This window comes from Streptomyces marincola (assembly GCF_020410765.1).
Lineage (GTDB): Bacteria > Actinomycetota > Actinomycetes > Streptomycetales > Streptomycetaceae > Streptomyces > Streptomyces marincola.
The window spans coordinates 1,281,099-1,294,853 of record NZ_CP084541.1 but is presented as its reverse complement, the minus strand read 5'-3'; the positions used below and the strand labels follow the sequence as shown (position 1 = coordinate 1,294,853).

General features: G+C 75.0%; 12 protein-coding genes. 3 read left to right on the top strand and 9 right to left on the bottom strand.

What is annotated here, in order from left to right; translation table 11 throughout:
* Positions 1-204: 204 nt before the first annotated feature.
* The gene (locus LC193_RS05540; protein ID WP_226072080.1) at positions 205-1,122 is read right to left on the bottom strand and encodes a TIGR01777 family oxidoreductase; all 918 of its coding nucleotides are present in this window, start codon (positions 1,120-1,122) and stop codon (positions 205-207) included.
* A 172-nt stretch (positions 1,123-1,294) separates the two neighbouring features.
* Between LC193_RS05540 and LC193_RS05535 the strand changes: the two genes are divergently transcribed.
* Positions 1,295-2,242 carry an SDR family oxidoreductase gene (locus LC193_RS05535; RefSeq protein WP_226078492.1) on the top strand — a complete coding sequence of 316 codons (948 nt, stop codon included), beginning with the start codon at positions 1,295-1,297 and terminating at the stop codon, positions 2,240-2,242.
* On the opposite strand, the gene LC193_RS05530 is transcribed toward LC193_RS05535, so the two are convergent.
* The 6 genes from LC193_RS05530 to LC193_RS05505 all read right to left on the bottom strand — a co-directional run bounded on the left by LC193_RS05530 (position 2,233) and on the right by LC193_RS05505 (position 10,227).
* The gene (locus LC193_RS05530; RefSeq protein WP_226072078.1) at positions 2,233-3,219 is read right to left on the bottom strand and encodes a helix-turn-helix transcriptional regulator; all 987 of its coding nucleotides are present in this window, start codon (positions 3,217-3,219) and stop codon (positions 2,233-2,235) included. The genes LC193_RS05535 and LC193_RS05530 overlap by 10 nt on opposite strands.
* 248 nt (positions 3,220-3,467) lie before the next feature.
* Positions 3,468-4,091 carry a GntR family transcriptional regulator gene (locus LC193_RS05525; RefSeq protein ID WP_086161025.1) on the bottom strand — a complete coding sequence of 208 codons (624 nt, stop codon included), beginning with the start codon at positions 4,089-4,091 and terminating at the stop codon, positions 3,468-3,470.
* Positions 4,092-4,207: 116 nt separating this feature from the next.
* Positions 4,208-5,977 carry a 2-oxoglutarate dehydrogenase, E2 component, dihydrolipoamide succinyltransferase gene (gene sucB, locus LC193_RS05520; protein ID WP_226072076.1) on the bottom strand — a complete coding sequence of 590 codons (1,770 nt, stop codon included), beginning with the start codon at positions 5,975-5,977 and terminating at the stop codon, positions 4,208-4,210.
* Positions 5,978-6,052: 75 nt separating this feature from the next.
* Positions 6,053-7,441: a dihydrolipoyl dehydrogenase gene (gene lpdA, locus LC193_RS05515; RefSeq protein WP_086161027.1), complete on the bottom strand. Its 1,389-nt coding sequence runs from the start codon at positions 7,439-7,441 to the stop codon at positions 6,053-6,055.
* 187 nt (positions 7,442-7,628) lie between these two features.
* Positions 7,629-9,152, bottom strand: a complete 1,524-nt coding sequence (locus LC193_RS05510; RefSeq protein WP_226072073.1) for a leucyl aminopeptidase — start codon at positions 9,150-9,152, stop codon at positions 7,629-7,631.
* 181 nt (positions 9,153-9,333) lie between these two features.
* A complete protein-coding gene (locus tag LC193_RS05505; protein WP_226072070.1) occupies positions 9,334-10,227 on the bottom strand; it encodes an adenosylcobinamide-GDP ribazoletransferase in 894 nt (297 codons plus the stop codon).
* 34 nt (positions 10,228-10,261) lie between these two features.
* On the opposite strand from LC193_RS05505, the gene LC193_RS05500 reads away from it, so the two are divergent.
* Positions 10,262-11,011: a hypothetical protein gene (locus tag LC193_RS05500; protein ID WP_226072068.1), complete on the top strand. Its 750-nt coding sequence runs from the start codon at positions 10,262-10,264 to the stop codon at positions 11,009-11,011.
* Positions 11,012-11,035: 24 nt separating this feature from the next.
* On the opposite strand, the gene LC193_RS05495 is transcribed toward LC193_RS05500, so the two are convergent.
* Entirely contained in the window at positions 11,036-12,172 is a 1,137-nt protein-coding gene (locus tag LC193_RS05495) for a nicotinate-nucleotide--dimethylbenzimidazole phosphoribosyltransferase (RefSeq protein ID WP_226072065.1), read from the bottom strand.
* Between the two features lie 261 nt (positions 12,173-12,433).
* Here LC193_RS05495 and LC193_RS05490 point away from each other — a divergent pair, with 261 nt between their 5' ends.
* The gene (locus LC193_RS05490) at positions 12,434-12,643 is read left to right on the top strand and encodes a hypothetical protein (RefSeq protein WP_226072063.1); all 210 of its coding nucleotides are present in this window, start codon (positions 12,434-12,436) and stop codon (positions 12,641-12,643) included.
* Positions 12,644-12,679: 36 nt separating this feature from the next.
* Here LC193_RS05490 and LC193_RS05485 read toward each other — a convergent pair whose 3' ends face one another.
* Complete coding sequence (locus LC193_RS05485; RefSeq protein WP_226072062.1) at positions 12,680-13,735, bottom strand: S1C family serine protease; 1,056 nt, start codon at positions 13,733-13,735, stop codon at positions 12,680-12,682.
* Between the last annotated feature and the right edge of the window lie 20 nt (positions 13,736-13,755).

Below are 13,755 nucleotides of genomic sequence, written 5' to 3'. Positions count from 1 at the left end.
GGAGCGGCGGGCACGCGGCTGCCTGTGGGCCTTCGGTGCTCCTGCCCGCGAGTGGCCGGGCAACGCCCTGGCCGCAGCCGACCATCTCACGCCGGGCGGAAGGAGTCAGAGCGCACGGACCGGGCATGGGGGCACACAGGTCGCACACCGGGGCGGGTGCGGCAGATGGCCCGATCCCGGCCCGGGGTCAGGGGCGCGGCGGGGTCACGCGGTCCGGTCGAGCGCGGCGCGCACCGCGTCCTCGATGCCGGGGTGCCTGAAAGTGAAGCCGGCGTCGAGCAGCCGCGTCGGCAGCACCCGCTGGCTGCCGAGCACGTCCTCGGCGAACTCGCCGAGGACGAGCCTGAGCACCGGTGCCGGCACGGCGCACACCGTGGGGCGGCGCAGGACGCGCCCCATCGCGCGGGTGGCCTCGCGGTTGGTCACGGGGGTGGGCCCGGTGAAGTTGACCGGCCCGGCCAGCTCGCAGCCGTCGGCGAGCAGGAAGCGCGTCGCGGCGATGTGGTCGGCCAGGGAGATGGCGCTCCAGAACTGGCGGCCGTTGCCGAGCCGGCCGCCGAGCCCGGCGCGGAAGATGGGGAACAGCTTCGCCCAGGCGCCGCCGGCCCTGGCGACCACGAGGCCGGTGCGCAGGAACGCGGTCCGCACGCCGGCCTCCGCGGCCGGGGCCGCGGCGGCCTCCCAGTCGCGGGCCAGGGCCGCGAGGAAGCCGGTGCCGTTCGGGGCGTCCTCGGTCACGGCCACGTCGCCGGTGTCGCCGTAGTAGCCCACGGCGCTGCCGGACAGGAAGACCCGCGGCGGCGTGTCGAGGGAGGCGATGGCGGCGGCGAGCGCGGCCGTGCCCAGCACGCGGCTGTCGCGCAGCACCTGCTTGTACCTGGTGGTCCAGCGGCGCCCCGCGACGGGGGCGCCGGCGAGGTGGACGACCGCGTCGCAGCCGCGCAGGGCGGCGGCGTTGCGCTCCTGCTCGCGCCCCGTGGGGTCCCAGCGCGCCTCGTCGCCGGCCCGCGGTTCGTGCCGCACCAGCCGCACGACGGTGTCCCCGTCCGTGCGCAGCGCGTCGGCGAGCGCGCCGCCGACGAGCCCTCGGGTGCCGGTGATGGCGATGCGGCGAGACGTCATGCGCCCATCCTCGTGGATCACGTCGCGGGCCGCTCACCCGGGGCGCTCGCTCCGGGGCGAGCGCCCCCTCGTGCGCCGGGCGGAACCGGCGGGGAAAGCCGGACACGAGGTGTCGGGTTTCGCTGTGAGAGTGCTCGCGATCGGCAAGGTCTCTGCCACGGAAGGACGAACGGTGCACGAGGTGGAACGGGCGGAGCGGCGGGAACGGCCGCTGGCGGGGCGGGTCGCGCTCGTCGCGGGCGCCACGCGCGGCGCGGGCCGGGCGATGGCGGTGGAGCTGGGCGCGGCGGGCGCGGTGGTCTACGCGACCGGCCGCACGACCCGCGCCTCGGTGAGCGAGGTCGGGCGGGACACGGAGACCATCGAGGGAACGGCGGAACTGGTCGCGGCGGCGGGCGGCGAGTGCGTCGCGGTGCCGGTCGACCACCTGGAACCCGACCGGGTGCGGGCCCTGGTGGACCGGATCGACCGGGAACGCGGCCGGCTCGACGTGCTGGTGAACGACCTGTGGGGCGGCGACCACCTGCTCGACCACCCGTTCACCGGCAGAATGTGGGAGCACAGCCTCGCTGACGGCCTGCGCATGCTGGAACTGGGCGTGCACGCCCATGCCATCACCAGCCACCGCGCGCTGCCGCTGCTGACCCGGCGGCCGGGCGGGCTGGTCGTGGAGGTGACGGACGGCACCGCGGAGAGCGACGCCGCCTACCGCGGGCACTTCTTCTACGACCTGGCGAAGCACGCGCCGATCAGGATGGCGCTGGCCCTGGGCGAGGAGTTGCGCGACGCCGGCTGCACGGCGGTCGCGCTCACGCCCGGCTACCTGCGCTCGGAGGCGATGCTCGACACCCACTTCGGCGTCACCGAGGAGAACTGGCGCGACGCCGTCGCGCGTGACCCGGCGTTCGCGGTCTCCGAGTCGCCCCGCTACGTGGCGCGGGCCGTCGTCGCGCTGGCCGCCGACCCGGACGTGGCCAGGTGGAACGGCAGGTCCCTGTCCTCGGGCGGCCTCGCGAAGGAGTACGGCTTCACCGACGCGGACGGTTCGCGCCCCGACGCCTGGCCGTTCATCGCGGCCCTGGCGGCGGGGGAGCGGCCGGACCCGGCCGACTACCGCTGAGGGGCCGCGCGGTAGCGGGCGGCGGTGCGTTCCGCCGCCCGCGCCACGCGCTCCCTGAGCGCGGCGGGCGCGAGCACCTCCGCCTCGGGCCCGAGCGCGAGTATCTGGCCGTACGCGACATCGGCCGACTCCACGGGCAGGGTGATCTCGACGCTGCCGTCCGCGTCCCGCGGCCCCGCGGCGGCCAGGGCCGCCTCGGCCGCCGCGCGGTCGGTGACGTGCCGCAGGACGCGTGCCCCGGCCGGCGTCAGGCGCAGACGCACCTCGTCCCGCAGGAGGGAACGCGCGAAGGCGGCGGCGTGTTCGGCCCAGAACGCGGGCAGGTCGAACGCGTCCTCCCGCGTGAACCGCGTGCCGTCCGGCTCGGCCGCGGTGAAGCGGGCCACGCGGTACACGCGCGGGCCCTCGCCGGGCGGGCGGGCGGCCACGTACCAGACGCCGGCCTTCAGCACCAGGCCGTAGGGCTCGATCAGGCGCTCGACATGGCGGCCGTCGCCCCTGCGGTAGCCGACCCGGAGCGTCAGGTCCCCCCACACGGCCTCGGCGACCACGGGCAGCAGCTCCGGTGCCTCCGGCGGCTGCCACCAGCCGGGGGCGTCGAGATGGAAGCGCTGGGTGGCGCTGTCGTGGGCGGTGCGCAGCTCGGGTATGAGGGCGGCGGACACCTTGAGGCGGGCCGCGGAGGCGGCGTCGGCCAGGCCCATGTCGCGCAGCGCGGAGGGGACCCCGGAGAGGAAGAGCGCCTCGGCCTCGCTGCGGCCGAGGCCCGTCAGGCGGGTGCGGTAGCCGCCGATCAGCCGGTAGCCGCCGGACCGGCCGCGATCGGCGTACACCGGCACCCCGGCTTCCGCCAGGGCCAGGACGTCGCGGGCCACGGTGCGTTCCGAGACTTCGAGCTCGCCGGCCAACTCCGCGGCCGTCATGGCCGACCGGGCCTGGAGCAGCAGAACCAACTTGATCAGGCGGGCAGCTCGCATGGCACCATGATGGACGAGCCGTGAGGGCCGGGCCCCGTGCGTTGGCGCGACAATCGGGACCCGGGCCTCGGGCGGGAGCCGCGCCACTGGGCAGGACAGGAGCTTGGCGGCGCGGCTCACTCTCCCGGGAACTGTATGCCCCTGATCGATGATCGATCAAAGCTTTCGAGGGAAAATCTCTGCGAATCGGGGAAATTGGCATCCCGTGCCAATCGGAGCCCGGGACATCTCCGGCGAATCGCCTTGGATCAGGCACGCGGTGCACAGTTGAGGACGTGCTCCTTGACCAGGCGGCCGATGTGCGGATCGCGGCGCAGGAACGCGTCGATCAGGTCCTGGTGCTCCTCGGCGTAGGCGCGCTGCCGCGTGCCGAGCCAGCGGATCGACAACGCCGTCCACACCTCGATGCCCAGGGACTCCCAGGTGTGCAGCAGCACGCTGTTCCCCGACGCCTTGACCAGCTCGCGGTGGAAGGCCACCGTGTGCCCGACCTGGGCCTCGGCGTCGCCGAGCCGGTCGGCCCTGTGCAGGGCCGCGACCTCGGGCACGAGCGCGGAGGCGTCGCGGGCCAGCCGGTCCGCGGCCAGCTCGGCCGCGATCTGTTCGAGACCGGCCCGCACCGGATAGATCTCCTCCAGGTCGGCGGCGCTCAGCGCCCGGACCCGCACGCCCTTGTTCGGCGCCGACTCGATCAGCCGCAGCGCTTCGAGTTCGCGCAGCGCCTCCCTGACCGGCGTCTGGCTGACGTCGAGTTCGACCGCGATCCGCCGTTCGACGATCCGCTCGCCCGGCTGCCAGCGGCCGGAGACGATTCCCTCCAGGATGTGCTCCCGGATCTGCTGGCGCAGCGAGTGGACGACGGGCGGACTCATCTCACCCTCCTATCGGGCCGCGCGGCGGCCCCAACAGGCCGCGCCCCGCCCGGTGGGTCCGGGCGGGGCGCGGCCGGTTTCTGCGGTGTCACCGGCCGGAACGGGCCGGGATGCTGCTACAGGCCGAGTTCACCTTCGAACTCGCCGGCCTCAAGGCGGGCCTTGACGTCCGTCAGGTAACGGGCGGCGTCGGCGCCGTCGACCAGCTGGTGGTCGTAGGACAGGGTCAGGTAGACCATGTCCCTGATGGCGATGGTCTCGCCCAGGTCCGGGTGGTTCACGACGACGGGGCGGCGCACGGTGGCACCGATGCCCAGCTCCGCGACCTGCGGGTAGTTCACGATGATCGTGTCGAACAGCGCACCGCGCGAGCCGGTGTTGCTGATCGTGAACGTGCCGCCCGACATGTCGTCGGGCGCCAGCCCGCCCTGGCGGACCTTGCCCGCGAGCTCGGCCGTCTTCTTCGCGATGCCGGCCAGGCTCAGGTCGCCCGCGTCCTTGATGACCGGGACCATCAGACCCTTCTCGGAGTCCACGGCGATGCCGACGTTCTCCACGTCGTGGTACGTGATGGTGCCGTCGTCGTTGATCCTGGCGTTGATGGCCGGGTGCGCCTTGAGCGCCTCGGCCGCCGCCTTGACGAAGAACGGCATCGGGGAGAGCTTGACGCCCTCGCGCGCCAGGAACGCCTCCTTGGCGCGCGCCCGCAGCCGCATCACGCGGGTCACGTCGACCTCGACGACGGAGGACAGCTGCGCCTGGTTGTGCAGCGCCTTCATCATGTTCTCGCCGATGAGCTTGCGGATGCGCGGCATCTTGACCGTCTGGCCGCGCAGCGGCGAGGGCTCGACCTTGGCGGGCTTCTTGGCCGCCGGCGGCGCGGGCGCGGGCGCCGTCTGCGCGGACCTGGCCGCCTCGGCCGCGGCCAGCACGTCCTGCTTGCGGATGCGGCCTCCGACGCCCGAGCCCTTGACGGTGCTCAGGTCCACGCCGTTCTCGCCGGCGAGCTTGCGCACCAGCGGAGTGACGTAGGCGCCGTCCGCCCCGGCGGAGGACGCCGCGGGGGCGGGCGCGGGAGCGGGCTTGGGCTCGGCCTTCGGCTTGGGCGCCTCCTGCTTCGGCGCGGGCGCCTGGGCCTGGGGGGCGGGCTTCGGCTCGGCCTTCGGCGCCTCCTGCTTGGGCGCTTCCTGCTTCGGCGCGGGCGCCGGCTCGGGCTCCGGCGCGGGCGCGGGCGCCTGCTGGGCGGGTGCCGCGCCCGGGGCGCCGATGACGCCGAGCTTGGCGCCCACCTCGGCCGTCTCGTCCTCACCCACGGTGATTTCGAGCAGCGTGCCGGCGGCCGGGGCCGGGATCTCGGTGTCGACCTTGTCGGTGGAGACTTCGAGCAGCGGCTCGTCCGCCTCCACCTCCTCGCCGACCTCCTTCAGCCAGCGGGTGACGGTGCCCTCGGTGACGGACTCGCCGAGCGCCGGCAGCACCACGTCGGTGCCCTCGGCGCCGCCCTGTGCGGCGGGCGCGGGGGCGGGCGCCCCGGACTCCGCCGGGTCGGCCGCGGTCTCCGCCTCGGCCTGCTGCTCCTGAGCGGCCTGCGGCTGCGCGGGCTGCTGCTCCTGCTGCGGCTCGGGGGCGGCGGGCGCGGGGGAGCCGGAGCCGTCGTCGATGACGGCCAGCTCGGCCCCCACCTCGACGGTCTCGTCCTCGGCGACCTTGATGGCGGACAGGACGCCGGCGGCGGGCGCGGGGATCTCGGTGTCGACCTTGTCGGTGGAGACTTCGAGCAGCGGCTCGTCGGCCTCCACGTGCTCACCTTCGGCCTTCAGCCAGCGGGTGACGGTGCCCTCGGTCACGCTCTCGCCGAGCGCCGGAAGGGTTACGGAAACCGCCATGGTTTCTGTTGCTCCTTACGAAAAGTGGCAAAGTGGCAAAGGAATACTGCGCGCTTCGGTGATGACGCGGCCGGGTCAGTCGTGGGAGTGCAGCGGCTTGCCGGCCAGGGCGAGGTGGGCTTCGCCCAGCGCCTCGTTCTGGGTCGGATGGGCGTGGATCAGCTGCGCGACCTCGGCGGGCAGCGCCTCCCAGTTGTAGATCAGCTGGGCCTCGCCGACCTGCTCGCCGAGCCGGTCCCCGACCATGTGGACGCCGACGACCGCGCCGTCCCTGACCCGTACGAGCTTGATCTCGCCCGCAGTCTTCAGGATCTTGCTCCTGCCGTTGCCCGCCAGGTTGTACTTGAGCGTGACCACCTGGTCGGCGCCGTACAGCTCCTTGGCCTTGGCCTCGGTGACGCCGACGGAGGCGACCTCGGGGTGGCAGTAGGTGACCCGGGGGACCCCGTCGTAGTCGATCGGCACCGGCGAGAGGCCCGCAAGGCGCTCGGCGACCAGGATGCCCTCGGCGAAGCCGACGTGGGCGAGCTGGAGCGTCGGGATCAGGTCGCCCACGGCCGAGATCGTCGGCACGTTCGTCCGGCAGTACTCGTCGACCAGCACGAAGCCGCGGTCCGTGGCGACCCCGGCCTCCTCGTAGCCCAGGCCCTGGGACACCGGGCCGCGGCCGATCGCGACCAGCAGCAGCTCGGCCTCGAAGGTCTTGCCGTCCTCCAGGGTGACCCGCACCCCGTCGGCGGTGTACTCGGCGGACTTGAAGAAGGTACCGAGGTTGAACTTTATGCCCCGCTTGCGGAAGGCGCGCTCCAGCAGCTTCGAGCTGTTCTCGTCCTCGGCCGGCACCAGGTGCGGCAGCCCCTCCACGATGGTGACGTCCGTGCCGAACGACTTCCACGCGGACGCGAACTCGACGCCGATGACGCCGCCGCCCAGCACGATCGCGGACTTCGGCACCCGGTCGAGCACCAGCGCGTGGTCCGAGGAGATGATCCGGTCGCCGTCGATGGTCAGCCCCGGCAGCGACCTGGGCACGGACCCGGTCGCGAGCAGGACGTGGCGACCGGTGTAGCGCCGGCCGTCCACGTCGACGGAGGTCTGCGAGGACAGCCGGCCCTCGCCCTCCACGTAGGTGATCTTGCGGGAGGCGACCAGGCCCTGAAGGCCCTTGTACAGGCCGGCGACCACGCCGTCCTTGTACTTGTGCACCCCCGCGATGTCGATGCCGTCGAAGGTCGACTTCACGCCGAACTCGGCGCCGTCGCGCGCCGCGTCGGCGATCTCCCCGGCGTGCAGCAGTGCCTTGGTGGGGATGCAGCCGTTGTGCAGACAGGTGCCGCCCAGCTTGTTCTTCTCGATCAGGGCGACGTCGAGACCGAGCTGCGAGGCGCGCAGGGCCGCGGCGTAACCACCGCTGCCGCCACCGAGGATCACTAGGTCGAAAACGGTGCTGGCGTCGTTCGCCACGTCACGTTCCTCCAAGGATGGGTTCGCCGCTGGCCGGTCGACGGTGACCGGCCGACAGCCCTGTGTGAGCCGCTGGTCGCGACCCGTGTGTGGCTCGCCTTGGTGGTTGAGCCCGGCCCTGTCCTGCCGGAAACCCATCTTCGCACGCTGCCGCGCCGGGCCGGGTGTCCGGGGCCGGGCCCGCAGGTCACCCGGCCAGCTCACCGTCCGCGACCCGCTCGGCCAGCCGCACGAGCGTCCGCACCGCGGAGCCCGTGCCGCCCTTGGGGGTGTAGCCGTAGGGCGCGCCCTCGTGGAACGCGGGGCCCGCGATGTCCAGGTGCGCCCACCGCGTGTCCTCGGCCACGAACTCCTTCAGGAACAGGCCCGCCGACAGGCCGCCGCCCATCCGCTCGCCCACGTTCGCCAGGTCGGCCACCGGGGACTTGAGGCCCTCGGCGAGCTCTGCGGGCATCGGCATCGGCCAGGACTGCTCCCCGGCCTGCCCGGCCGTCTCGTGCAGCAGCGAGCGGAACGCCTCGTCCGGGCTCAGCACGCCGAACGTCCGCTTGCCGAGCGCGAGCACCATCGCGCCGGTCAGCGTCGCCACGTCCACCAGCGCGTCGGGCGACTCCTCGCAGGCGCGGGCCAGCGCGTCGGCCATCACCAGGCGGCCCTCGGCGTCGGTGTTCAGCACCTCGACCGTCTTGCCGCTGTACATGGTCAGCACGTCGCCGGGGCGCACCGCGCCGCCCGACGGCATGTTCTCGGCGAGGGCGAGCCAGCCGGTGACGTTCACCTCAAGGCCGAGCCGCGCCGCGGCGACCACGGCGGAGAACACCGCGGCGGCGCCGCTCATGTCGCACTTCATCGTCTCGTTGTGCCCGACCGGCTTCAGCGACAGGCCGCCGGAGTCGAAGGTGATGCCCTTGCCGACCAGCGCGAGGGTCGCGGAGGCCGCCGGGTGGGTGTACGCCACCCGCACCAGCCGCGGCGGCGTCGCCGAACCCTGCCCGACGCCCATGATGCCGCCGTACCCGCCGTCGATCAGGGCCCGCTCGTCCCAGACCTCGGCCGTCACCCCGTACTCGGGCGCCGCGGCCTCCACGACGGCCGCGAAGTCCGCCGGGGACAGGGCGTTGGGCGGGGTGTTGATCAGGTCGCGCGCCCTGGCCACCTCCTCGGCCACGACGAGGGCGCGTTCGGCCGCCGCCGTGTGCTCGGCGTCGCCCGCGTCCGCGTCGAGCACGGTGATCCGCGCCAGCGGCGTGCTGGCGGCCGAGGCGTTCGCCCGGCCGCGGAACGCCGTGAACGCGTACGCCCCCATCAGCGCGCCCTCCGCGACCGCGCCGATCGCGTCGGCGTCGGCCACCGGCAGCGCGAACGTGGCGTGCTCGGAACCCGCCAGGGCGCGGGCCGCCGCGCCCGCCGCGCGGCGCAGCGTCTCCGGCGCCCAGCCGCCGGCGGGCTCGGCGCCGAGTCCGACCGCCACCACCAGCGGAACCGCCCAGCCCGCGGGGGCCGGCAGCCGGGTGATCTCGTCCTCGGCGCCCTTGGCGCCGAGGGTCGCCAGGGTCGTGGCCAGCGAGCCGCCGAACGCTTCGTCGGCCGCCGCGGCGGCCGGTGAGCCGGCCGGCGGAACCGGCCCCGACTCGCCCTTGGCGACGCCGATGACCACGGCGTCCGCGGGCACCGTGGTCGCGGGGAGGTTGCTGAGGGTGAGGGCAGTCACGGTGATGGTGTTCCGTTCTGTCTGAGCTTGCTTGGGGTTGCCTGGGCTTGTCTGTGCTTGTGCGGGTGTGTCCGAGTCGTTGCCGCGTGGCGGGCGCGGTGTCGTGCGCGCGCCGCCGTGCGGTGGTGCGCGCGGTGCGCCGCCGCCGCGGTCCGGCAGAAGACTACGCCGCGCCCCTCGTTCAGGGCGCGCCCACGGTCATGACCAGCAACGTCACCGTGGCCGCCGTCTCCGTGACGGCTCCGAGCACGTCCCCCGTGACCCCGCCGAACCGCCGCCGGCAGTGCAGCAGCAGCATCTCGGCGGCGCTCAACGCCAGCAGCACGGCGCACGCGCCCACCACCACGCCCGTGCCCGGTGGGCCGCCGGCCACACCCGCCGCGACGGCGGCGGCGAAGGCCACCACCCCGGCGACGGCGAACGCCGCGCCCGCCGGCACGGTGCCCGCCACCGTCGCGCCGAGCCCGTCGGCGCGCGCGGCGGGCACGCCCGCGCGGCAGGCCCAGGTCAGGGCCGTGCGCGAGACGAGGCCCGCCAGGACGACGGCCGTCAGCGCCCAGCCGCGGCCGTGCGCGTACAGCTCGTACAGCGCGGCGATCTGCGCGAGCAGCACGAACACCAGGGTGAGCACGCCGAACGGGCCGATGTCGGAGCGCTTCATGATCCGCAGCGCGTCGGCCGCGGGCCGGCCGCTGCCGAGGCCGTCCGCGGTGTCCGCGAGCCCGTCGAGGTGCAGGCCGCGGCTGAGGGCGGCCGTCACCGCGACGGTGAGCACGGCCGTCAGCAGCCACCCGGCGTCCAGCGCGAGGAACGCCCACGAGACGCAGGCGGCGGCCAGCCCGATCGCCAGCCCGGGCAGGGGCGCGCACAGCATGCCGGAACGCGCCGCCTCGCGGTCCCAGCGCCCGGGGCGCACGGGCAGCACGGTGAGGGCGCCGAACGCGAAGCGCGCCCCGCCGCCCGCGCCCCCGGGCGGCGGGCCGCCGCCCGGGGGGTCGGCGTCCGGAGGCGGCGGCGCGCCCGGCGGAGGGCCGGGCGGGGGCGGCGGGGCGGCGGGCGGCGGCGTGGCGTTCATCGTCGGGCAGCGTAGCGCCGGACGCTGGGGAGCCATGGAGCACTGGTGGGAACGCAACATCATCGAGCCGGGCAAGCTGCCGCTGCTGCTCGCGCTGACGGCTCTGGTCTGCGCGTTCGTCGTGACGCGCGGGGTGACGCGGCTGATCAGGGCGGGCCGCGGCCCGTTCCGCGACGTCTCGGCGGGCGGCACGCACGTCCACCACGTCGTGCCCGGGGTGGTGCTGATGACCGCGGGCGGCTTCTGCGGGCTCGCGGCAGGGAACCGAGGCTGGGCCGTCGCGGCGGCGGCCGTGGCGTTCGGCGTCGGCACGGGCCTCGTGCTCGACGAGTTCGCGCTCGTCCTCTACCTGCACGACGTCTACTGGTCGGATCAGGGCCGCAGGAGCGTGGAGGCGGTGGTACTCACCGTGGCACTGGCCGGAACGCTGCTGATCGGCTTCGCGCCGCTCGGCGTGGACGACGTGGACCCGGAGGAACGCCTCACGCGCGGCGGTGCGGTCCTCACCGTGCTGATCAACGTGCTGTTCGTGCTCGTGGCCCTCGTCAAGGGCAAGACCCGGCTCGGCGTGGCCGGGGTCCTGGTGCCGCCGGTCGCGCTGGTCGGGGCGTTGCGGCTGGCCAGGCCCGACTCGCTGTGGGCGCGGCGCCTGTACGCCCGCCGGCCGCGCACGCGGGCGCGCGCCGAACGGCGGGCCCGCGCGCACGACGCGCGCTGGGGGCGCGTGCGGCGCCGGTTCCAGCAGGTCGTGGCCGGCATCCCGCGCGACGCCGGGGACGCGTGAGGCGCACGAGGCCCGAGGGGGAAGTCAGGTCGCCTCGGCCGCCGTGGTGGAACGGGCGGCCTCGTGCGCCTCCCCGAGCGCGTCACCGGCCTCGTCCGCGGCCTCGTCATCGGGCAGTTCCGGCAGCTCGGCGGCCAGCGCGCCGGCCGCGCGGACCAGCGGCAGCGCGAGCAGCGCCCCCGTGCCCTCGCCGACGGCCACCCCGTGGTCGAGCAGCGGTTCGAGCGCCATCCGGTCGAGCGCCTTCGCCTGGCCCGGTTCGCCGCTCGCCTGGCCGGCCACCCACCAGTCCGGGGCGCGGAAGGCGACCCGCTGCGCGACCAGGGCGCACGCCGCGGAGACGACGCCGTCCAGGATCACCGGCGTGCGGCGCACGGCGCTCTGGAGCAGGAAGCCGGTCATCGCCGTCAGGTCGGCGCCGCCCACGGCCGCGAGCAGGCGCAGTTGATCCCCGAGCACCGGGCGGGCCCGGCGCAGCCCGTCCCTGATCGCCGCGCACTTGCGCATCCACGTCAGGTCGTCCACGCGCACGCCGCCGCGCCCGGTGACCACCGAGGCGTCGGTGCCGCACATGGCGGCGATCAGCACCCCGGCGGCCGTGGTGCCGCCCACCGAGAGGTCGCCGAGCACCAGCAGGTCGGTGCCCGCGTCGGCCTCCTCGTCGGCGACGGCCATGCCGGCGCGGAACGCCTGCTCCGCCTCGGCCGCGGTGAGCGTGTCCTCGATGTCCAGGCGCCCCGAGCCCCTGCGCACCCGGTGGCGGGTCACCTCGTCGGGCAGCTCCTCGGCCGGGCAGTCGACGGAGAGGTCGACGACCCGCAGCGGTACGCCGGCCTGCCGGGCCAGGATCGCGGCCGGGCTGTCCCCGTCGAGCACCCGGCGCACCAGCCCCGCGGTGGACCCGGCCGGCCGGGCCGAGACGCCGAGGGCCGCGACGCCGTGGTCACCGGCGAACAGCACCGCTCGCGGACTGGCCACGGGCGTGACCGGCACCCGGCCCTGGGCGGCGGCCAGCCAGCCGCCGAGCCCGTCGAGCCGTCCGAGCGCCTTGGGCGCCAGGCCGGTGCGCGTGCGCCGCTCCTCCGCCCTGCGCCGCAGCCGGACGCTCGGGCGCTCGATGAGGTCGCCGAAGTCGTCGAGGTTGAGACCGCCGTCACTCATGTGCACGAGACTACCGGCAGTCCCGGAGCGCAACTCGGCGCAGTGGCGGCGCGATACCGGCGGCGGGCACGGCGGGGGCCTCCCGCGCGGCGGCGCCCGCCGGCGCACCCCGGAGCGAGCGTGCGGTGACGGGCGCGAGCCCCGGCGTGCGGTCGAGCAGGAGTGCGGCGCGCGGTGGTGCGCGGGGAGCGCCCGCCGTGATTTAGTCTGCGATCAGGCAGTCGGGCCATCGGGCAGTCGGTCAGGAAGCGGAGGCTTCGCATGGCGTGGGAGTGGCGGTTCGAGAAGGCGGACGGCACGGCGGCCGAGCCGGCCCAGCCGCCGGGCGACTTCGGCACGCAGGGGGACGCGGAGTCCTGGATCGGCGAGGTGTGGCCCGAGCTGGTCGCCGACGGTGTGGACCAGGTCTCGCTGTTCGAGGACGGCACGAAGGTCTACGGGCCGATGAGCCTGCACGCCACCGACGACTGAGGGACCGCGTCCCGGACGGCTCCCGCGGCATCGCGCTCACGCCTCCCCGAGCGTGACCCCGGCGGTCCGCCGCTCCCCGTTCCGCTCGTAGACGACCTCGACCCGGTCCTCGGGGCGGTGCCCGGCCAGGGCCTCGGCCAGCGAGACGACGTCGGTGACCTCCTCGTCCCCCACGCGCACCACGACATCCCCCGGCCGCATCCCGGCGCGGTCGGCCGGGCCCGACGCCTCGACCTCGACGACCGCCGCGCCGGCGGGCTCGAAGCCGTCCCCGAGCACCGTGCGCACCGAGACGCCGAGCGCGGCCCGGCCCGAGTCGACGACCCGGCCGTGCTCGATCATCTGATCGGCCAGGAACGTCACCGTCGAGGCCGGGATCGCGAAGCCGATGCCGGGCGCCTGCCCGCCGCCGAGACTCGGGTCCCGCGCGGCCAGCGTGGGGATGCCGACGACCTGTCCCGAGAGGTTGACCAGGGCGCCGCCGCTGTTGCCGGGGTTGATGGCGGCCGAGGTCTGGACCATGTTGCCGAGGGTGGCGCGCCCCTCGCCCTCGCTCACCGAACGCCCGACCGCGGAGACGATGCCCTGGGTGACGCTCGACGCCAGGCCGAGCGGGTTGCCCATGGCCAGGACGATCTGCCCGACCTCCACCCGTGAGGAGTCGCCGAACGTGGCCGGGTGCAGCCGGTCCGGCGCGTCCGTGAGCACGACCACCGCGAGGTCCTGCTCGGGGTAGGACGCGACCAGCTCGGCGCGTTCCGGCTCCCGGCCGGTGGCGAGCAGCACTTCGAACTCGCGTTCGCTGCCCACGACGTGCGCGTTCGTGACGATGTGGCCCTCGTCGTCGTAGACGACCCCGGAGCCCTGGCCGTCCGCCGTGCTGATCTGCACGACCGAGGGCAGGACGTCGCCGACGACGTCCTCGTACTTGTCCTGGAGCGCGTCGGAGACGGTGGGCGCGGGCGCGCGGGCGGCGCGCGCCGCCGGCGTCTCGCGCGGTTCCGAGCCGGCGGTGCAGCCGGCGGTGAGCAGCGTTCCGGCGCAGACCAGGACCACGGCGCGCCGGGGCATGAAAGGTGCGTTCAGGACCATAGCCGCATTGTGGACGCGGG